Source organism: Thalassotalea fonticola (genome assembly GCF_032911225.1).
Taxonomy (GTDB): Bacteria; Pseudomonadota; Gammaproteobacteria; order Enterobacterales; family Alteromonadaceae; genus Thalassotalea_A; species Thalassotalea_A fonticola.
In genome coordinates, this window is sequence record NZ_CP136600.1 from 1,442,207 (window position 1) to 1,464,876 (window position 22,670).

The 22,670-nt window shown below is 39.1% G+C and carries 17 protein-coding genes; 1 reads left to right on the plus strand and 16 read right to left on the minus strand.

Going from position 1 to position 22,670, the window contains the following annotated elements; genetic code table 11:
- Positions 1-7: 7 nt before the first annotated feature.
- Entirely contained in the window at positions 8-1,222 is a 1,215-nt protein-coding gene (locus RI844_RS05930) for an MFS transporter (protein ID WP_348397523.1), read from the minus strand.
- 168 nt (positions 1,223-1,390) lie between these two features.
- Between RI844_RS05930 and gtfA the strand changes: the two genes are divergently transcribed.
- Positions 1,391-2,872: a sucrose phosphorylase gene (gtfA, locus tag RI844_RS05935; protein WP_348397524.1), complete on the plus strand. Its 1,482-nt coding sequence runs from the start codon at positions 1,391-1,393 to the stop codon at positions 2,870-2,872.
- Positions 2,873-2,939: 67 nt separating this feature from the next.
- Here the strand turns inward: gtfA and RI844_RS05940 are convergent, their stop codons facing one another.
- The 15 genes from RI844_RS05940 to lpxD all read right to left on the minus strand — a co-directional run bounded on the left by RI844_RS05940 (position 2,940) and on the right by lpxD (position 22,664).
- Positions 2,940-3,971, minus strand: a complete 1,032-nt coding sequence (locus RI844_RS05940; protein WP_348397525.1) for a LacI family DNA-binding transcriptional regulator — start codon at positions 3,969-3,971, stop codon at positions 2,940-2,942.
- 303 nt (positions 3,972-4,274) lie between these two features.
- Positions 4,275-6,944: a TonB-dependent receptor domain-containing protein gene (locus RI844_RS05945; RefSeq protein ID WP_348397526.1), complete on the minus strand. Its 2,670-nt coding sequence runs from the start codon at positions 6,942-6,944 to the stop codon at positions 4,275-4,277.
- 439 nt (positions 6,945-7,383) lie between these two features.
- A complete protein-coding gene (gene kdsA, locus RI844_RS05950) occupies positions 7,384-8,226 on the minus strand; it encodes a 3-deoxy-8-phosphooctulonate synthase (RefSeq protein ID WP_348397527.1) in 843 nt (280 codons plus the stop codon).
- Between the two features lie 12 nt (positions 8,227-8,238).
- Complete coding sequence (locus RI844_RS05955) at positions 8,239-9,483, minus strand: DUF819 family protein (protein ID WP_348397528.1); 1,245 nt, start codon at positions 9,481-9,483, stop codon at positions 8,239-8,241.
- 116 nt (positions 9,484-9,599) lie between these two features.
- On the minus strand, positions 9,600-10,397 hold the full coding sequence (locus RI844_RS05960) for a SirB1 family protein (protein ID WP_348397529.1): 798 nt from the start codon (positions 10,395-10,397) through the stop codon (positions 9,600-9,602).
- Positions 10,398-10,543: 146 nt separating this feature from the next.
- The gene (locus tag RI844_RS05965) at positions 10,544-10,906 is read right to left on the minus strand and encodes a SirB2 family protein (protein ID WP_348397530.1); all 363 of its coding nucleotides are present in this window, start codon (positions 10,904-10,906) and stop codon (positions 10,544-10,546) included.
- A 354-nt stretch (positions 10,907-11,260) separates the two neighbouring features.
- Positions 11,261-12,478 carry a serine/threonine transporter SstT gene (gene sstT, locus RI844_RS05970; protein WP_348397531.1) on the minus strand — a complete coding sequence of 406 codons (1,218 nt, stop codon included), beginning with the start codon at positions 12,476-12,478 and terminating at the stop codon, positions 11,261-11,263.
- Between the two features lie 6 nt (positions 12,479-12,484).
- Positions 12,485-13,867: a tRNA lysidine(34) synthetase TilS gene (tilS, locus tag RI844_RS05975; RefSeq protein WP_348397532.1), complete on the minus strand. Its 1,383-nt coding sequence runs from the start codon at positions 13,865-13,867 to the stop codon at positions 12,485-12,487.
- Positions 13,868-13,958: 91 nt separating this feature from the next.
- The gene (gene accA / locus RI844_RS05980) at positions 13,959-14,915 is read right to left on the minus strand and encodes an acetyl-CoA carboxylase carboxyl transferase subunit alpha (RefSeq protein ID WP_348397533.1); all 957 of its coding nucleotides are present in this window, start codon (positions 14,913-14,915) and stop codon (positions 13,959-13,961) included.
- A 131-nt stretch (positions 14,916-15,046) separates the two neighbouring features.
- Positions 15,047-18,526, minus strand: coding sequence for a DNA polymerase III subunit alpha (dnaE, locus tag RI844_RS05985; protein WP_348397534.1), 3,480 nt, complete (start codon positions 18,524-18,526; stop codon positions 15,047-15,049).
- A gap of 3 nt (positions 18,527-18,529) precedes the next feature.
- Entirely contained in the window at positions 18,530-19,135 is a 606-nt protein-coding gene (gene rnhB, locus RI844_RS05990; protein WP_348397535.1) for a ribonuclease HII, read from the minus strand.
- A 41-nt stretch (positions 19,136-19,176) separates the two neighbouring features.
- A complete protein-coding gene (gene lpxB, locus RI844_RS05995) occupies positions 19,177-20,316 on the minus strand; it encodes a lipid-A-disaccharide synthase (RefSeq protein ID WP_348397536.1) in 1,140 nt (379 codons plus the stop codon).
- A gap of 20 nt (positions 20,317-20,336) precedes the next feature.
- Positions 20,337-21,107 (minus strand): acyl-ACP--UDP-N-acetylglucosamine O-acyltransferase, encoded by a 771-nt coding sequence (gene lpxA, locus RI844_RS06000; protein WP_348397537.1) that lies wholly within the window; start codon positions 21,105-21,107, stop codon positions 20,337-20,339.
- Positions 21,108-21,111: 4 nt separating this feature from the next.
- Complete coding sequence (gene fabZ / locus RI844_RS06005) at positions 21,112-21,561, minus strand: 3-hydroxyacyl-ACP dehydratase FabZ (protein ID WP_348397538.1); 450 nt, start codon at positions 21,559-21,561, stop codon at positions 21,112-21,114.
- A gap of 77 nt (positions 21,562-21,638) precedes the next feature.
- Complete coding sequence (gene lpxD / locus RI844_RS06010) at positions 21,639-22,664, minus strand: UDP-3-O-(3-hydroxymyristoyl)glucosamine N-acyltransferase (protein ID WP_405054462.1); 1,026 nt, start codon at positions 22,662-22,664, stop codon at positions 21,639-21,641.
- Positions 22,665-22,670 lie beyond the last annotated feature (6 nt).

Consider the following 22,670-nt stretch of genomic DNA (forward strand, 5'->3'; position numbering starts at 1 on the left):
ATGATTTTTAGTTAAAGGTTTTTATTTGAGTTGGGTCTTTTAGTAGATTATAAGCTGCGACCAAAGTTAATACCGCAGCAAAAACAGTTGCCAGGTAAAATCCAAAGGCTACATGACCAAATAAATCACTTACTAGCCCCATGAGTAATGGTGAGATTGCCGCTGAGCAGGCAGTAAAAAACAGGATCACGCCCGCGATAGCTCCATGCTTTTCTTTCGGAAAACAACTGATCCCTTTCGAATTTAAGGTTGGATAAATCATCGACATAAATAAACCTGAAAGTGGCAACAGCACTACCGCCGCATTTACCCCATATAATGCGGTTCCTAGATAACAGAGGAATACCGCAGCAGAAAAATAAAACATCACCTGTTGCCATTTAAAGCGCTCTAACATCCACACACCTAAAAAGCGCCCGCCTGCACGTAAGGCAAAGAAAACCGATAATGCATAGGTGGCAAGCCATACTAAGGAGCCTTCATAATCCATTAATAACGTTGGCATCCATACATAAATAGCAACCTCGGTTGCCACGTATAATGCGATTGCAACAGAAAACCCCATGGCGTACGGGTCAGCCATTATTTTTAATGAACTTCTTAAATTTATATGTTCCGCATGCTGGCTTTTATGAGTTACCGGGTATTTGGTTTTCGCCGCAGCAATGCACAAAAGCATGCATAATAGTCCGGCACAAAAATATAAATACTTCCACGATACCCCGGTTATCAGCAAATAACTCACTATCGCAGGCCCAACCATCGCCCCTACCCCAAAGAATCCTTCTACCATATTCATGGTGCCAGTATGCTCTTTGTTAGACTGGGAGATGTCGCCTATAAGTGCTAATGCACCCGTTTTGAACAAGCCAACAGCGGCGCCGATAAATGCTAATAAAAGCAAAAAATAGGCAAATGAACTGCCAATTAAAAATAAAAAACACGCGAATGAAAAAATAAATAAACCAATTATGATGGTGGTTTTTCTGCCCCATTTATCTGCCAGGTACCCTAAAAACAAGCCACTAAGTGCAATAAATATCATCGGTACATAATGAAAGGCACTCGCTTGGGTTAAATTTAAGTCATAGGTGGTTATTAACTCAGGAATAATGACGCCAACAGCATCGGATGTCATTGCAAACACGAAAAACATCATATAAGTCAAATACTTAATATTTGATTTAGATGATTCATCATTAATAGCTTTTACTTGCTTCATATCGCCCCCTTTGGGTAATTATATAATTCATTGATAATGAAAGAAAATTCAATTTGTATACCTGCAAAATTGTAAATAAATTAAAATAACCTTGAAAATATTTACATTCTGTATGAATATATATCTTAATCGATTAAGTTTCAACTAAGATAAATTAAAGAGAATTTTATGAAAAACAATGTTCAGCTGATAACCTACGTTGACAGATTAGCGGGTTCAAATATTACCAACCTTAATAATTTACTATCCGATAAGTTATCCGGACTATTCTCAGGGCTCCATTTATTACCGTTTTATTATCCAATAGACGGCAGTGACGCAGGCTTTGATCCCATCGATCATTCGATGGTTGATAATCGATTAGGCCACTGGCAAGACGTTAAAGAACTCGGCGAAAACTATGAAATAATGGCCGATTTAATCGTCAATCATATGTCAGCAGATTCGTCAGAATTTAAAGATGTACTAAAAAATGGTAAGCAATCCAAGTACTGGGATTTATTTTTAACAAAAGATAAGGTTTTTACAAAAGAGTTAAACAGCGAAGCGATGGCGAAAATATATCGTCCCCGACCTGGTAGTTGCTTTACCCAGTACCAAACGATTGATGCTGAGACGATTGAATTCTGGACCACGTTTACTGACAGTCAAATTGATATTGATGTTGAGTCTGATGCGGGGCAAAATTATTTGTCCAATATTTTAACAACATTTTCTCAAAACAACATTAAGGTGATCAGACTTGATGCCGCCGGCTATGCGATTAAAAGAGCGGGTAGCAGCTGTTTTATGCTTGACGATACGTTTGCTTTTATCAAAGACCTCAGCGAAAAAGCAAACAATTTGGGAATAGAAACTTTAGTGGAAATACATTCTTACTATCAGACTCAAATAGAAATCGCTAAGCGCGTTGACCTGGTGTACGACTTTGCCCTGCCACCATTGATTTTGCATAGTATCTTTAACAAAGACTTTCAGGCATTGACTAATTGGCTATCAATATCTCCGAAAAATTGTATTACCGTGCTAGATACCCATGACGGTATTGGCATTATTGACGTGGGCCCGATGCAAGAAAAACCAGGGCTATTAACTAATGCAGAAATTGACTTATTGGTTGAAAAGATCCATTTAAATAGTCGTGAAGAAAGTAAATTAGCAACAGGCGCAGCTGCGAGTAATGTTGATCTTTATCAGGTAAATTGCAGCTACTATGATGCGCTGGCGCAAAACGATCACGACTACCTAATAGCACGTGCCATACAATTTTTCGCTCCAGGTACACCACAAGTTTATTATGCTGGCCTGCTTAGTGAAACCAATGATATGGAATTATTAGCAAAAACCAATATCGGCAGAGACATTAATCGTCCTTACATCAATAATAAAAGTCTGGAAGAATCGTTAAGCAAACCGATAACAAAAGCGCTATTGCAGTTAATTAAACTACGAAATGAATGTGCTGCATTTAATGGCGAATTTAGCGTCAGTTATGAACAACAAACACTAACAATGGGCTGGCATAATGCGGATAAATCGACTGCGATCCTCAATGTTAATCTATCAAAAAGCCAGGCATGGATTAGTTTAGAAAGTGAACAAAGCAGTCACAGAGTAGATTTAATCGCATTGTTAGAAACTACTATTTAATCACTGCTGATTAATATTAGGCTATTTTAATATTAGCAAAGCTGAGCCTGCTCTCAGCTTTGTTACTTTAACTACTGTTACCTAAATCGATTTGATAAGGAATTAATACCGAATGATTGGCATTGCTAATAAATAATTCGGCCGCTTTTATGCCTTTTTCCTCACTGTTTTGGTGAACTGTGGTTAACGACGGGGAGAACCTTGAGGCTTCATCTATACCATCAAAACCGACCACACGAATTTCTTCAGGTATTTTCAACCCCATACGATTGATTTCTTGCATAGTAGCCAGTGCAATTAAATCACTCATACACAGAATGACGTTGGGCCTGGGAGTTGAAGTTAATGCCTCTTTAGCCGCTATGCTGGCAAAATATTGAGTACTTTCCGGGATGTTCCAAATTCGATCGGTTTTTAACAGCACGCCTGCCTGGTCAATGGCCCGTTTATACCCCTTTAAGCGTTGGTGAGCTATAGAGCAATGCACTTCAAAATCAGCCGAATCATATACTCGACAAGTCAAATTAGCATCCAGTAAACGCAGACCTAAAATGGCGACCTGATCACTGCTAGAATTGATTGCCAGATTTGCTATTTCATAGGCAGCTTGTTCATTATCAACATTAACAGAAGCATTGCGGTCTATATCAAAATCAATGGTAACAACTTTTTTTTCGGTATGTTTTAGTTGTTCTATCAAGCCATTATTTCTAGGACTGCCATAACAGATAAAGCCATCGACAAAATCGGATACTTCGTTGATATTTTCAGACGTGCCAGAAAATAATAAGATGCTGATCTTATTTTTTTCTAACACCGATGAAACACCTTTCATAAACTTACTGGCGACAGGATCAGACACCATGTACTCGACACTATCAGGAAGTACTAATGCAACAATATTAGATCGCCCTTTCCTTAATGACTGGGCAGCCTTGTTAGGTCCCGAATATCCGAGCTTTTTACAGGAAGCGAGTATTTCATTGCGGCGCTTTTCCGACAATTGATCGGGTCGATTAAATGCATTGGATACAGTCGCATTTGAAACGCCAAGCTCTTTGGCAATACTTTTAAGAGTCCAAGCTTTTCTACCAACCATTAAGTTATCCACGCGTTATTTATATTACTTTATTAAATTTAGTATATTCCATTGTACATCTGAATTGAATATAGATTTTGGTTAATTTTAAATAACTTAGCAGCTCATTAGAGAATCTAAAACTTCTATTATGGGCTCTGCATTTCTAAACATTACTCGGTTCTGATCTGTATGAATCAACACATCAACAAAGACGGCAATGGTGAATAAATTACAACGAATATATATTTTGTCCAACAATCTAAAAACAAAAAAGCGCCAACGGCGCTTTTATACAGTTAAAACAGAATTTAAAATTATCAGTTAAAAAGACTGCTTAACATTTAAATACAACATACGACCTCTAGGATCATGCACGGTAGCATCATACCCTATTGAATTACGCACCGTTGGCGCAGCTTCATCGAGCAAGTTTAAAGCACCAAGCGTGATACGAGGCCCAGAATCTATGCCAAATATGGGCTGCATTTGGTAGCTGTATTGCACATCAACCTTAGTCCAGCTGTCTACTTTGGCATTATCTTCATTATCATTTTCATAATCGCCTATGTAACGAAGATAAGCATTCGCAGAATGGGCTTCATTTAACCACTGCAGACCTAAGTTAGCTCGTAATTGCACAGTTGAAACACCAAAGTTTTCATCATTTACATTACCTAAACCATCAATTTTACCCAGGTTCGGATCGTCTAAGTCATAGTTAAGTATGTAGGTACCATCGATAACAGGCTTTAACTGGCCAAAATCGCCTAAGGCAAAATCACTGCTGAAGCTAAAATCTATACCATCAGTTTGTACTGAACCGGCATTGCGATAGTAGGTGGTTATTTTCACCGCTTCGCCAGCGACGTTACGTTCTATCTGTTCACTGTCAGGATCAGTATTTAATAATGCAGCAGGCGTTTCCGGGGTAATAAAATCAGTGTAATCAAAACTCCAATAATCAATACTTGCGGTAACTCCTATTGGTGAGAACCAAGTAAAACCTAAATTGAGTGCTTCCGACTCTTGTGGCTTTAATGGCTTGTCTGGATCACCGGTTAACAATGAAATAAAGGTAACCTCTTCGCCCCCCGCTAATGGATCATTTGCGGTTTGTGGGGTAATAAACTGCGAATCATTTTGAAACACCGTGGCAACTCTGAACGACGTGCCCCAACTCGCCCTTACACTCAAATCTTCACTAGGAGCCCATAGCAAGGCAATTTTAGGGTCTGTAGTACTCGCAGTATCAAAATCTTCATAGCGAACAGCAAGTTGCATATTCAAAGTATCGGTTACCGGCACCGAGAATTCAGCAAATACCGCCCAAACTTTTTGGCTGCTGTTAAAGTCGTCACCGCCACCAAAAAAGTTGAATGCCAACTCATTTGACAATTCATTAAAGTCATATTTTAATCGGTCTTCACGGTGTTGAAAACCAAAGGCTGCGCCAACAGTATCCCCTGAAGGCAGATCAAATAAATCACCGGTAATGTGGCCATCAAAAACCGTTTGCCCAGACACCGCTTCATAACCAAATTCACCAAAAATAAATTCATAAATTTCCGGGGTATTTTTGTCTTGGCTAGAAGATAACCAATGATAAAATTGGTCTTGATTTTCACCCGCTTGACCGTTTAACGCAGTTTGTAAATTAGCGGTAATAACGTCGAGGCGTGAATTGGTTGCTTCATTAACACTATTGGTAAATGCAGCTTCCCAAGACCAACTTTCAAACAGGTCACCGCGTAAACCTAACTGATACCGCCAAGATTGATACTTTTTCTCATCTTCATTTGCTGGCGAGCCTGCACCACGCGGACGAGCAAATAACACTCCGGTATTTGATGCGCTGCCGGCAAATGGATCTGCGCCGCCAACTTCAATCGCATCAGGGTGATACGCTGGTACTCTAACTTCATCAAGTTGTGGCTGACTTGGGGTTGAGTGTATGGTGGTTTTGTTACGAGCTACGGCTACCTCTGAAAATAACGTTAAGCTTGGGGAAAAGTCATAATTGGCTTGTACCATAGCTTGCGTTTGTTCTGCTTCGGCAATAATATCGCCGTAATATCCATAATTTAACTGGCAACTGCCGTCGCTAGGATGCTCACCATCAGGTTTGCGACGTACCAACCCAGGATACATTTCAAATGCTTCGCCACTGGTACAAGCCGGGTCGATTAATTTGATTGGCGGTCCAGGTGGGCCATCAAAAGCTATAACTTTACCAGGAAAGCTATAACCACTCCAAGAATCCTGATTGTCAGCATAGTCATCACGACGCTCTGAATTCGGTACCGATGAGCGAGTTAAATGATTGAAAGAAAACACCAAATTAGAGCGTTCTGTTTCTTCACCAATAATGATACCTGCAGAGACTTCATCTGAGCCATATTCATTATTTTGGTAGTTTAAGTTGTACTCTAAACCATCAAACTCATCACGAGTAATAAAGTTAACCACACCAGCGACTGCGTCAGAGCCATAAAGTGATGAAGCACCATCTTTTAACACATCGACCCGTTGCACTGCGATTGCCGGTACCAGTGAGCTTAAATCAACAAATTGATCGCCATTTTCAGTGACCGCTGGTGATAAGGTTTGCCTTCTACCGTTTAGCAAGACTAACGTTGAAGTAACCCCTAAACCACGTAAGTTAATGTTGGTCGTTCCAACTGAACGAGCCTGCTCAAAACTGTCAGAGTAAATTTGTGCGCCGGTGTTTACCGTTAAGGTGTTCACTAAGTCGGCAACACTGGTCGCACCAATATTGGCAATGTCATCTTCACTTACCGTAGTGATCGGAGACGCACTGGCACTTTGAACTTTGCCTTTAATAAATGATCCCGTGACTAAGATCCTTTCCACTTCTTCATTACCGGTATCACTCGCTTGTTCTTCTGCTAACGCTTGACCGCCGTAAAACATGGCGACAGTTAAGCATGAGAGAGAAAACTTTCTAGTAAAACCCTTGTTATTTCCTTCCATTACGCGTTCCTCTTATTATTTTTTATAAGTTAATTGAATCGTATTACTGAAGATGGCGTACCTTTTTATTATTTATTGTATACAAAGCACACAAAAACAATACACAAAGTTTATTTTGTGTGCAAATAGGTTTTATTTTAGAGTTATAAATTTCAAGTAAATTTGTCAAGAAATACAACTAACAGAGCGCTAGTTTTAAGAGAAAGAAGTGAGGAAATAATAGTAACCCTATAAACGGTGCGGGTTTCAAAAATATATGATAATGACTATAGCAATAGTGAAAGACGGTATAGCAAAATATATTAAAGGCTAGGTATTGCTATTTTATTTTCCAAAAAAAAGACCCCGATAATTGTTTAATACCATTCCTTATGCAGATTGGTATAACTATTGGGGTCTTTTTAAATTTCGTTTTTCTAAAAAATATTGTTGAACAATTTTAATCAGTAATAAGGGGCTCAAACGATTTCACTAAATCGTCCACCGCTTTCATTTGTATTAAATAATTTTCTAAGGCATGTAATGGTAATGCGCAAGGGCCATCACATAAGGCTTTATCAGGGTCTTCATGTGCTTCAATGAATAATCCAGCAATGCCTAAGGCCATGCCACTACGGGCCAATTGTGCCGCTTGTGCACGGCGTCCATCGGCAGAATCACTTCTACCACCAGGTTTTTGTAATGCATGAGTAGCATCAAAAATAACCGGTGCCATTTTGGTCATTTCATCCATAGCAAGCATATCGACAACTAAGTTGTTATAACCATAACAACTTCCACGCTCACACAAGATAATTTTTTCGTTACCTGCTTCACTGAACTTGTTAATAATATGACGCATTTCATGAGCAGCTAAAAATTGCGGCTTTTTAACATTTATCACGGCATTGGTTTTTGCCATTGCAACTACCAAGTCAGTTTGACGAGCCAAAAATGCAGGTAACTGAATAACATCTACAACTTCTGCTACCGGCTGTGCTTGGTAAGTTTCGTGCACATCAGTGATAATTGGCACATTAAAAGTAGATTTGATCTCTTCAAAAATCTTTAAACCGGCGTCCATTCCAGGGCCGCGAAAAGAGTTCACTGACGAGCGGTTTGCTTTATCAAATGAAGCTTTAAATACATAAGGAATGCCAAGCTTAGTTGTGACTTCAACATAATGCTCGGTTATCTTCATTGCCATGTCACGAGACTCAAGTACATTCATACCGCCAAACAGTACAAATGGTTTGTCGTTAGCAACACTTACATTAGCAAAATCGATTGTTTGTAAACCCATGAGAAATCCTTATTAAGAAACAACTTGTAAAATTTGACCACATAGCCAAGCCATGTATGTACCTACGGTATAGCCTAAAACTGCTAATAAAACACCTACCGGAGCTAAAGAAGGATGGAAAGCCGATGCTACAATAGGTGCAGATGCTGCGCCACCAACGTTTGCCTGACTACCTACAGCCATATAAAATAGCGGTGCTTTTATCATTTTAGCAACAATCAACATTAAGCTTGCATGGATGATCATCCAGATAGCACCAATTACGAAATAAATTGGCGCTTCAACAATCATGGTAACATCCATTTTCATCCCAATTGAAGCTATCAGAATATACAACATTACTGAGCCAACTTTACTGGCGCCTACTCCTTCAAGCTTTCGTAAGCGAGTAAACGATAAAATAATACCTACTGTGGTGGCAAATACTATCATCCAGAAAAATTTACTATGAAATGATAATTTGTCTAATTCAGGAAAGTTAGTCACCATGTAAGGTGTGATAGCATCGGCAAACATGTGGGCAAAGCCTGTTACGCCAAAACCTATCGCTAAGATAACCATTAAGTCATGAAGAGCTGGGTTGCGCGAATGTTCAGCATGGAAATTTTCTACACGCTCTTTTAAACGAGTGATAGCTGTCGTGTCAGCACCGGCTTTTTCATCAATTTGTTTGGCGTTTGAGGCCATCACTAATAAAATTGCCATCCAGATATTAGCAACAATAACATCTACGGTGATCATCGCTGAGAAAATTTTATCACCCGCACCATAAATTTCTTTCATTGCCGCTTGGTTGGCACCACCGCCAATCCAGCTACCAGCAACAGTAGTTAAACCGCGCCATACAGCTTCAGGCCCTTGTACACCTAAAACGTCAGGAGCAAAGCTTGCAACAATCATTAATGCTATAGGCCCACCTAATACGATACCAATAGTACCGGTAAAGAACATAATGACGGCTTTTTTTCCTAAGCCGGCAATTGCCTTTAAATCTACACTTAAAGTAAGTAAGACTAAACAGGTAGGTAATAGGTAACGAGATGCAACAAAATAAAGGTTCGACTCTTCACCGCTGATAACACCAAAGGTGTTTAGTAAAGATGGTAGGAAATAGCATAATAAAACTGCAGGCACGATTGTATAAAATCGTTGCCATTTAGGGTTGCTGCTATTAGCCGTATAAAAAACTAAACCAAGTAAAATGGCCAATAAACCAAGGACTGAGGCATCGTTAGTGATTAACGCTTGATTATGCATGTGTTCTCCGAAAATGAAAATTATAATTACACCCTTCTTCTGAGGGTTTGTTTTTGTTAGCAATCAAAACAACGGCTAGATCCTGAAATTAATTCAGGACAACCTCTGATCGTTTTTTAATGAATAACAGTGTCTACACTGCTGATCATATCTAATTGCATTTGTAATATTTTAGCTTGTGGATCTTTAGGACAACGTTCAACAAAATATTGATAGTCATCGAATGCAACTTTAAAGCAATCAAGTTGCTGTAATAAAAAACCTCGATCACGTCGATGATACGGGTCATTTGGATTCAAAGCCAATATTAACTCAACAGATTGTAATGCTTCAGAAAATTTTTGTTCTCTGATTAATGAATTTTTCAATGAAAGTAAATATTGGACAATTAAATTTTTATCGCTAATTGGTTCTAAAGTGACATGTTCATTTGGATTTTCATCATTGTTCAACCGTTGGTCAAGCTCATACCAATTAATTGGTGTGCCATCTAAACAATTAAATATAATTGCATAGTCTTCATCACAAACAATACGCAACATAACATCATTAGGTACATAAACCGCATCAACTTGAAAACCACAACAACGAATAACATGCAGCAGTAGTAAGTTTTTTAATGCTGGTGCCATCGAACGAAAAGCCATTCCGTGATTAAGCTGATGGGTATTAATTGGCCAATGAGGCCGAGGACGATCGACAAATAGCTGTTCAACAAAAAGCAAGTTAAGTAAACGTTCTGCACGGTCTAAGGCATCATCAATACTTTCGATCTCTACTTGAAAAAATTGTACAAATTCATTTATATCAGCTAAGTTTGTTGTAATAGCAGCGTCGTCTAAAGCAAGTAAACTTTTCTCAATTAAGTTAACAGCCTGCATTGTGTCTATGTGTTCTGAGTTTAACTCAGACAATAATAAATCTTTCATCAACTTTAAATATTACTCATATTCAGCAAGATATATGCTGTATTGTTAAGCTACGTGTTTTAAAACTCATAGCTATTAGTTTTGTCTTTTACGCCACCCAGTGGCATATATAAAAATGCACCGCAGATTTATTAAAATAAAAAGTTTTGCTTGGTCATTGCTATTCGAGCAACCAAGATCACCCACCCCATAGCACCAAGATAGCCAATGATTCGCATGGTGTTATTTCGCGCCAGTTTTAAGGTGTAATAGCCAGTAAATATATAAGCCGCTACAGCAACTAGTTTTTCAGTCATCCATTCTACCTGCCCAGGATATAGTGAATACTGAATCATCATAGTTATCCCTAATACAAATAGAAATGTATCGATAATATGTGGGCTTATTTTCAACCATTTACTCTTTAGCTTTTCAGGGTTGGTGAGCAATAGAGCAAAACGAAAAGTGAAAAGCGCTACACTAATGGCAGCAAGAAGCATATGTAGATGTTTCATTGTGTAGGTAAAACCTTTAGGGGCTAACGAGTCAAAAAAATTGGCGCTAGAATAACATATTTAGCAAACTTTGTAAGCTAATCAAAATAGACATTTTCACAGTCAGTTTGAGCGAAAAACAATCCACTATTATTTGTTTTTTATCCAATTATATTTGATGTTCATTTATCGAACAGCAATAGCTAGATCACGGTTTAATTGGGGTGAGATATTTTGTATAACGGTAATGCACAATGTTATCCACAAGCACAGTGGATAACTAGAAACGAGAAACGAGAAACGAGAAACGAGAAACGAGAAACGAGAAACGAGAAACGAAAAGTATATGCGCTTTTCGTTTCTATAGTAGTTATATTATAAATTTTTGGTAATATGATGCGAAGCAGCGGCGGTAAAAACAACATCGGTTGAACTATTCAGGGCTGTTTCAGCTGAATCTTGAATGACACCAATAATAAAACCTATAGCGACTACCTGCATTGCCACATCATTATTGATACCAAATAAACCACAAGCAAGTGGAATAAGTAACAAAGAGCCACCGGCAACACCTGATGCACCACACGCTGAAACAGAGGCAACAACACTAAGTAATAATGCGCTAGCCAAGTCTATCTCAATACCTAACGTATGAGCCGCAGCTAAGCTTAATACTGTAATTGTTATTGCAGCCCCAGCCATGTTTATTGTTGCTCCCAGAGGAATTGATACTGAGTAAGTATCTTCATGTAAATCCAGTTGCTTACACAAGCGCATGTTTACCGGGATATTAGCCGCCGAGCTACGAGTGAAAAATGCGGTAATACCTGAACCACGTAAACAAGTGAATACTAATGGATAGGGGTTTTTACGGGTAATAGCAAAAACAATTATTGGATTGACTACTAATGCCATAATTAGCATCGAGCCAATTAGTACCAAGAGTAATTGTGAATATTCGGCAAGTGCAGTAAAACCTGTAGTGGCAATAGTATTTGCCACTAAGCCAAAGATCCCTAAAGGTGCTAGTCTGATCACTACACGAACAATGGCAGAGACACCGTCAGCAACGTCATGGACCATTAACTTAGTTGAATCATTCACACCTTTCAATGCAAAACCTAAGCCTAAGCCCCAAGCTAAAATACCAATAAAGTTACCTGTTGCAATGGCATTAATAGGGTTATCTACAATTTTAAATGCCAGCGTTGTTAAAACTTCATTTAACCCTTGTGGTGGGGTAGCTGTAGCCCCAGCTAGATTTAATGTTAACGAGGTAGGAAAAATAAAGCTCATAGTAACCGCAACAAAAGCAGCACTTAACGTACCAACAAGATAAAGACCAATAATAGGTTTTAACTCAGCATCACTATCCACTTTTTGATTAGCAATTGAAGACACCACTAAAACGAACACTAGAATAGGTGCTACGGCTTTTAAACCATTAACAAACAAGCTACCTAACAAGGAAAATGATTTTGCCGTTTCAGGCGCTAAAACCGCTAATAGACAACCGAGTATTATCGCCACAATAATTTGATTGACTAAACTTACTTTTTGGATCTTTTGAAATAATGATGTGCTCACTATCAACCTTCTTTAATTTTTTTTATGCCAAGTAATACTTAAGCATTTTTGATTAGTGTTAGCGGTAAAATCTTTATCGATAAATAAAGGTAATACTGCTGCGAGTTGTTCGTTAATAAAAACTAATGGTAGTCGTTTTCTTTGCCACCTTGGTATCTGCAATTCTTGCAGCACTTTCTTTAATTCTCGACGTTGTTGCCTAAAATCAGGTAAGCACTTAGGGTTGTCATGTTTAAACACTATTTTCAGATCAGCTTGCTCATCAACGTAAGTCAGTAAAAATTGGTTTTCTTTACTATTTTCAGTCTGTTGACTTGCACTAAAGTATAGACTACCTAAATTATCAGGTAATTCGACTACTTTACCTTGTCTTAAATCAGCGATGCAAAATTGCTTTTGCCAAGCTGAAATATCAGCATAAACATCGCTAATAAACAATTTATTCTTAAAGCGACGTAAATAAAAGTCCCCTACTTTAACTTCAGGGTTTTTATCTTCCTTTGCGCTAAAGCAAGTTTTTACAACTTCCTGAAGTTGTTTTTCAGAAGGTGCTAATTTATTATTTATTTTGATAAAAAACCGTAAAACATTGAATAACCGTTGTTCACTTAATTCCTTTAATAAATCTATACTCAATGAATCTGTTGCAGTTTGGCATTGTTTTAGATCTGTCACCGCCACTTGTTCAACTAAAACTTGCGCCTGTTGGCAATGTTTAGCACTGCGGCTTGCAGTTTTTTTAATTTGTGGCCAACGTTGTTCAAGCAAAGGAATAATACTTTGTCTTAAAAAGTTACGGTCAAAGTCCTGATTATTATTCGACTCATCTTCAATCCAAGTTAACTTGAATAATTTTGCATAGTCTTCAATTTGCTTTCGGCTTATTGATAAAAATGGACGGGCGATAACTCTGTTGTCACTAAAGGAGCGAACATCTTGCATAGCAGATAACCCCTGAATGCCTGAGCCGCGCTTTAATGCAAGTAACAATGTTTCTAATTGGTCGTCCTGGTGATGCGCAGTTAATACTACGCTATTAATAGCGCTGTTTTCGGTAAGGGCCTGATAACGAGCATCACGAGCTAAAGCCTCCAGGCTTTGCCCGCTATGCTTTTGTATAACAACTTCAACTCCAACATAGCTAATGCTTAACTGCTCAGCTTGCTGCTTGGTAAATTTCTGCCAACTAGACGCATTTGTACTTAAGCCATGATTCACATGCACGGCATGTACTGATGTAATTAAAAAATCTTTTATTTGCGCTAAGCAATGCAACAGCACCTGTGAATCTACGCCGCCACTGTAGGCAATAACCACTGGCTTATTAGCAAATTCATCTTTAGATAAGAAGCTAAGTACTTGTTGGCAAAGTGGATTTAATGATGTGTCAGTCATGTAGTAACGATATCATAAATTTAGAAGACGAGAAACGCAGTTATAAAAAAAGGAAAGCATAGGCTTTCCTTTTTAGATAAATCAATTCAGTTTAACAGTAACCGAAAGTCATTAGGCGCTGATAACGATTTTCAATCAACTCGTCACCTTTTTGGCCTTCAAGGGTAACTAAATCAGCTTTGATTTTCTGTTTTAAGTTATTTGCCATCATGTCAAAGTCGCGATGTGCTCCACCTAGTGGTTCATCAATGATATCATCAATTAAGCCTAACTCTTTAATGCGTGGTGCTGTTACGCCCATAGCTTCTGCAGCAGTTGATGCTTTTTCAGCTGTTTTCCACAAAATTGATGCACAACCTTCTGGTGAAATTACTGAATATGTTGAGTATTCAAGCATGTTAACTTTATCGCCAACACCAATAGCTAATGCACCACCAGATCCACCTTCGCCAATTACAGTACAAACAATAGGAACAGTTAAACGTGCCATTACTTTAAGGTTGCGAGCAATTGCTTCTGATTGACCACGCTCTTCAGCGCCAATACCAGGGTATGCGCCTGGCGTGTCAATGAAAGTAATGATTGGCATGTTAAAGCGCTCAGCCATTTCCATAATACGCAATGCTTTACGGTAGCCTTCAGGGCGAGGCATAGCAAAGTTACGACGAACCTTTTCAGTTGTACCCCGGCCTTTTTGATGACCAATAACCACAACCGGCTTACCATCTAAGCGAGCCGTACCACAAATAAGGGCTTCATCATTTGCATAAGCTCTGTCACCGGCAAGTTCGTTAAAATCAGTAAACATAAGATCAATATAATCTTGTGTATACGGACGACCTGGATGACGGGCAATACGACAAACTTGCCATGGATCTAAGTCTGAAAAAACCTTTTTGGTTTTTTCTTCACTTTTTGTGCGAAGTTGAGCAATTTCAGCTTCTAAGTCTAAGTTTAAATCTTGACCTTGGTTAACCAATTGAAGTTCTTCAATTTTTGCTTCTAATTCTGCAATTGGTTGCTCAAAATCTAAAAAATTGAGTGACATATATAATCTACCTAATAATTGTGTTGCTGATCTTTTAGCAAGTAACAAGGCTCGAAAAACGGCAATGTTACTATATATCTTAGTTCTTATAAAGTTTTTCGGCTATTTTGCTCACCTAAACAAGCAAATAATTAAAACTCTAACGAAATATTGTCTTCGCCTAATAATACTTTTAATTCATGTATTAATGTATCGTCTGGTGATACTCGCCATTGTGTTCCTAGCTCGATTGTTGCTCTTGCTTCATCGCGCTGATAAAACATTTTAACCGGGCAGATACCTTCCTTATACGGGGTAAGTATCTTAGTAAAGTCAGCCATAAACTGTGGTGTTAACTGGCTTCTTAACACATTTAAATCTAAAGATTTAATGTTATTTTCACGAGCTTCACTAATCGTCATGATTTCCCGGGCGGTCATTGTAAGCCCTCCGGAGTAATCATCAAAGCTGACCTGTCCCTTACAGACTAAAATTTCATCTTTTTGTAGTATTTCTTCAAATCGATCATAGTCATCTGGGAATAACCTCGCATCAATACGAGCACTTTTATCATCTAAGGTTACAAGTGCCCAGCGGCGGTTCCTTTTATTTACCAAAACGCGCACACCAAGTACTAAACCTGTAGCTGTCGATATTTTATCTTTCGCTCCGGGCTGTAAATTAACTAATCGAGTAGAGCCATACTTTTTAATTTCATCCAAATACCTGTCAATAGGATGACCGGTTAAGTATAAGCCTAGAGTTTCACGCTCACCGTCAAGCCAAACCTCTTCTCTCCAAGGAGCTATATCCTTAAACGTTTGTCTGGTTTCTTCTTCTTCAACGTTTATTAAGCCAAATAAATCATCTTGCCCAATCGCTTGAGCTTTCGCATGTTGATCTGCCGCTTTAATCGCTTCTGGTAATGTTGCAAACATCGCTGCGCGATGAGGACCTAAGTTATCCATAGCTCCAGATTTGATTAATCGTTCAAGCACGCGCTTGTTGGTTTTCTTTAAATCTAAGCGCGCACAAAAATCAAACAAATCAATGAAAGGACCGCCCTCTTCTCTGGCTGCAATAATTGCTTCGACAGGGCCTTCACCAACCCCTTTTACCGCACCGATACCATAAACAATTTCATTGTTTTCATTAACGGTAAATTTATATAAACCAGAGTTAACATCAGGAGGGAGTAGCGTTAACTCCATATTGCTACACTCATCTACAAGGGTAACTATTTTATCTGTGTTATCCATATCAGCCGACATTACAGCCGCCATAAACGGTGCCGGAAAATGCGCTTTCATCCATAACGTTTGATACGAAACGAGCGCGTAGGCTGCGGAGTGAGATTTATTAAAACCATAACCGGCGAATTTCTCTACCAAATCGAAGATTTTCATCGCCAACTCACCATCAACACCGTTCTCAATTGCTCCTTTTTCAAAGGTTGAACGCTGTTTTGCCATTTCTTCAGGCTTTTTCTTACCCATGGCACGACGTAACATATCAGCGCCACCTAATGAATACCCCGCAAGTACCTGGGCAATTTGCATTACCTGCTCTTGGTATAAAATAATCCCGTAGGTAGGTTCAAGAATTTCTTTTAATGATTCATGCTGCCATTTTGCATCTGGGTATGAAACTTCTTCACGGCCATGCTTACGCTCGATAAAGTTATCAACCATGCCTGAATCAAGTGGCCCTGGTCTGAATAAGGCCACCAATGCAATTATATCTTCAAAACAATCTGGCTTTAGCTTTTCAATTAGCGATTTCATGCCCGATGATTCTAGCTGGAATACCGCAGTGGTTTTCGAAGCAAGCAACATCTTAAATGATGCTTTATCATCTAATGGGATCGCGGCAATATCAATTGCTTCTTTACCTGACTTAAGCAATTTCTCATCGGCCATTTCAATAGCCCATTGCAAAATAGTTAAGGTACGTAAACCTAAGAAGTCAAACTTAACTAAGCCTGCGTCTTCAACATCATTCTTATCGAATTGTGTAACCGGGTTATTGCCTTCATCATCACAATAAAGCGGAGCAAAATCGGTTATTGTTGTCGGCGAGATAACAACACCACCGGCATGCTTACCGGCATTTCGTGTTGTACCTTCAAGAATACGGCACATATCGATGAGATCTTTAACCTCATTATCTTGCGCGTAGACTTCGGGTAATTTAGGCTCTTCTTCGAATGCTTTAGCTAAGGTCATGCCAGGTGTTGGCGGGATCAGTTTTGAAATTCTGTCAACAAAACCATAAGGGTGTCCAAGCACACGACCAACATCACGTATAACCGCTTTCGCCGCCATCGTACCAAAGGTGATAATTTGTGAAACCGCATCTCGACCATACAACTCTGCAGTATGATCAATTACTTCATCTCGTCTATCCATACAGAAATCGACGTCAAAATCAGGCATTGAAACACGCTCTGGATTAAGAAATCGCTCAAAAAGTAAGTCATATTCCAGTGGGTCAAGATCTGTGATTTTTTGTGCATAAGCCACTAATGAGCCAGCACCTGAACCCCGTCCAGGACCAACAGGGATATTGTTATCTTTACTCCATTGAATAAATTCCATAACAATTAGGAAGTAACCTGGGAAACCCATGTTATTAATTACTTCAAGCTCAATTTTTAAACGCTCGTCATATGGCTTACGTAATTCTTCAAATTCAGGCGAATCTTTATCAAAGAGAAACTCTAAGCGCTCTTGCAAGCCTTCTTCAGACACTTTAACCAAGAAGTCTTCAATTGATAGCCCTTCAGTGGGAAAGTCAGGTAAAACATACTCACCTAATGTAACGGTAACATTGCAGCGCTTTGCTATTTCAACTGAGTTAGCCAACGCCTCTGGAATATCGCTAAACAGCTCAAGCATCTCTTGCTCACTTCGCAAGTATTGCTCAGGGCTATATTTCTTTGGACGTCTTTTATCATCTAGGGTAAATCCATCATGAATCGCAACACGGATTTCATGTGCGTCAAACAATTCTGGAGATAAGAAAACAACTTCATTAGTAGCTACAACAGGAAGTTGTTTTTGCTGTGCAAGTTCAACTGCTAAATGCAGGTATGCTTCTTCATCTTCTCGACCAGTTCGAATAAGTTCGAGATAGAATCGATCTGCAAAGTGTTGCTGATAAAAGCTCACCATTTGCTCAACAAGTTCAGCATGACCTTTTAATAGTGACTTACCTATGTCACCTTCCCGACCACCAGAGAGTAAAATAAGCCCTTCGCTATATTCTAAAAGCCACTGTTTATCCAGAACAGCGCGACCTTGAATATGGCCACGTAAATAAGCCTTAGAGATAAGTTCAGTAAGGTTTTTATAACCTTTGTTATCAGACGCTATAACAACTAAACGAAAAAGCTCATCTTCAAGTTCGTCACTTTTCACCCAAAAATCTGTACCTATAATAGGCTTCATACCGGCGCCATGAGCTGCATGGTAATATTTAACTAAACCACAGAGGTTAGTTTGGTCGGTTAGTGCAAGTGCCGGCATTTTCAGTTCTGCCGCTTTGGCAATGATAGGCTTTACTTTATTTAAACCATCACACATTGAAAAGTCACTGTGCACTCTTAAATGGATAAATTTGGGATCACTCATTATTTATCTAATTCCACGCTCAGTAATTATCTTAGCGACGGGTTTAAAACTTTTACGATAACAACTAAGCACCCCATGTTCTGTTATTTTTTCAAAATGGGCTTTCGTTGGGTAACCTTTATGACTGGCAAAACCATATTCTGGATATTGTTTATCTAATGCTAGCATTTCATCATCACGGGCAACTTTAGCAATAATTGAAGCAGCACTGATCTCTGCTACCTTTAAATCACCTTTCACCACGGCTTGACACGGCAAACCAAAATCAGGACAGCGGTTACCATCAACTAATACATAATCGGCAGAAACTTTAAGGCCAGACACTGCACGCTGCATTGCAACCATTGTTGCCTGCAAGATATTAATTTGATCAATTTCTTCGGGTTCACTGCGGCCTAAACACCAGGCAAGCGCTTTTTCTTTAATTTCGATAGCTAACGCTTGACGTTTTTTGTCTGAAAGTTTTTTTGAGTCGGTCAAGCCTGCAATTGGATTATTAGGATCTAATATAACAGCGGCAGTAACAACTGCACCTACAAGTGGCCCTCTGCCTACTTCATCGACACCGGCAATAAAATTTGCCTGAGGCCTTATAAAATCATCACTCATTCTGTTATTACTCCGGCTTTTAGCCTTTTATCATTTTTATTTTACTTTAATAATTGCATCACAGCGCTAGCTGCTTTTTCACTGGCATTTTGTTTTAATACATTATGAATAGCAACAAATTCGTCATGCAACTGACTTTGGTCCTGATAAAGTAGCGGTTCAACATGGTTAGCTAAATTTTCGGGAGTAACTTGCTCTTGTAATAACTCTGGGATCAACGTTTTATTGGCGAGTAAATTAGGCAATGAAAACCATTTTATCTTCACCATAATACGGCCAATGATTGCTGTTAACCAATTAAACTTATAGGCAACCACCATAGGTCTTTTAACTAAAGCGGCTTCTAAAGTTACGGTACCAGAAGCCGTTAATAAACAATCGGCACTTGCCATTACGGTTTGCGTATCATTAGTGATTATTTTAATGTCTAATTCAGGCGCATGCTCTTGTTGAATTTGCTTAAATTGCTGTTCTCGAATGTCATTGATCACCGGGGCAATAAGTTGCAAATCAGCATGCTGGCGTTTGATGATTTTTGCGGTGGCCAAAAAGTCGGGTAATAAAATAGATAATTCGCTCCCGCGCGAACCAGGCATTATGGCTAAATACTTTGCATCATTAGCTAAACCAAGTTTTTCTCTGGCTGCAAGTTTATCGGAGTGCATTGGTATATCATCGGCCAATGGATGGCCAACAAAGGTGCAGGCAACATTGTGCCTGTCGTAAAATTCTTTTTCAAAAGGTAATAACGACAACACCATATCGGTGGCTTTATCTATTTTAAATATGCGTTTTTCTCGCCACGCCCATACCGATGGGCTGACATAATGCACGGTTTTAATACCTTGAGTTTTTAATCGTTGTTCAACGGTTAAATTAAAATCGGGAGCGTCAATACCAATAAAAACATCAGGTTTATGTTCACTGAAATAATTAACAATAGACTTTCTGATATGCAACAGGCGTCGTAACCGGCCGAGGACTTCAACAATGCCCATAACGGCAAGCTCTTCCATAGCAAATAAGCTATCAAAGCCTTGCTTGAGCATTTTCGGGCCGCCAATGCCAACAAATTTGGCATTAGGGTAATGTTTTTTTAATTCGCTAATTAAGCCTGCCCCAAGAGTATCTCCTGAGTGCTCGCCAACTATAATTGCAAAAGTAGGTGCTTGTTTATTCAAGGGCATCCCTGACGGTATCCCTAGCGAATAATGCCACGGCTAGAGTTGTTGATAAAATCGACAAAGTCTTTAACTTCTTGGCAATTGCTAACCGACTCGGCCAAGGCCTCGGTTGCTTCCTTAATAGTTTTATTCTTGCGATATACTTCTTTATAAGCTCTTTTCACTTGCAAAATAACATCTTTATCAAAACCTCGACGCTTTAAACCTTCGCTGTTTAAACCAAAGACTGATGCAGGGTGGCCCGCAACCATCACATATGGAGGAATATCTTTAATTACAATACCTCCACCACCTACGAAACAGTGAGAGCCAACATGGCTAAATTGATGCGCACCAGACATACCACCAAAAATAACCCAATCGCCAACATGACAATGACCGGCTAAACATACTTGGTTAGCGAATATACCGTGGCTGCCAATAACGCAGTCATGGGCAACATGTGCGCCAGCCATAAACAGATTATCATCGCCAATAATAGTTACTGATTCATCTTGTATTGTACCGCGATGAATCGTGCAATTTTCACGAAAAACGTTATTGTTGCCAATCTCTAAACGAGTGGCTTCACCAGCATATTTCTTGTCTTGGCAATCTTCCCCTATAGATGAATACTGAAAGATATGATTACCAGACCCTATTTTACTAGTGCCTTTTATCACTACATGGGAATGGATAATACAATCATCACCAATTTCTACATCGTTACCGATATAGGTCCACGGACCTACTTGGACATTTTTGCCTAATTTGGCACCGGGTTCAATTATCGCTTGAGGATGGATCACGCTGTTATACACCTTTTCTCGCACACATTAAATCGGCTGTACAAACAACTTTGCCGTCGACTTCTGCACGTGCCGCAAACTTCCACATACCACGACGCTCCTTAACAAGCTCAACATGTATGTGCATAGTATCGCCTGGCGTTACAGGGCTTTTAAATCTGGCATTATCTACAGAAGCGTATAAAAACATTTCGCCATCTTTACCTTCAACGGACTTAAACCCTAAGACTCCACCTGCTTGTGCCATAGCCTCTAGGATCATAACTCCAGGGAAAATTTTAAAGTCCGGAAAATGGCCTTGAAATACAGGTTCGTTAACTGATACATTTTTTATCGCATGGATAGATTTACTGGGTACAAAATCAAGTACGCGATCAATTAATAAAAATGGATAACGATGTGGGATTAATGTTTGAATTTCTTCAACAGTGATTACGTTCTTAGTGTTGTCCAAAGCTATTTCCTTTAAATGAACGATGAGCGCATTGCGCTCATAGTTAAGTAGTCTATGTTAAATTTACACGATTACTTTTATTTATTTTTTAGATCTGTAATGGCTTTTTCAAGTTCTGCCATTTTTTTATACATGTCATCTAAATGCTTATATCTAGATGCATTTTTCCGCCATTCTTTATTTGGCAAAGATGGCATACCGGAAGAGTATATACCAGCTTCTTTAATCGACTTAGTTACCATAGTCATACCGGTTAACACACTACCATCGGCAACACTGATATGACCGTTAATAGCAACTAAACCAGCAATGGTACAGTTTTGGCCAATTGTTGTACTACCAGCAATAACGGTACAACCAGCTATTGCTGTCCCTGCGCCTAACTTGACGTTATGGGCTATTTGCACTTGGTTATCAATAATAACATTTGACTCAATAATGGTATTTTCCAAAGCGCCACGATCAATTGTAGTACATGCACCAATTTCTACATTATCGCCGATAATAACAGCGCCTAGTTGAGGAATTTTAACCCAGTTGCCTTGATCATTTGCATAACCAAAACCATCACTACCTATTACGGTATTCGCCTGAATTAAACAGTCTCGACCAATTTCAACACGATGATAAATACTGACATTTGACCATAGTTGACTGCCATTTTTTATAATTGCATCTTTACCAACAAAACAATTGGCGCCAATTATAACGTTATCACCTAGAGTTACGCCGCTTTCAATAACCGCATTGGCGCCGATACAAACACCTTCGCCTACAGTTGCATCAGCTGAGATCACCGCACTTGCAGCAATATCGTTTGCCGCTTTTGGCGTGGTATCAAGTAACTGCGCAACCAAAGCAAAGCCCAAGTAAGGGTTAGCAAGAACTAGCGCATTGGTTTGGCAATATTTAGCATTAGCCTCAGAAACAATTACAGCACTTGCTTTCGTTGTTTCTAGATATGGACGATATTTTGCATTCGCTAAAAATGCTATTTGCCCACTTTCTGCATCAGTCAATGTAGATAGAGATGAAATTTGACAATTGTCATCACCTTTTACCACACCACCTAATTTTTCAGCCAACTCACCTAATGTGATCATAATAAC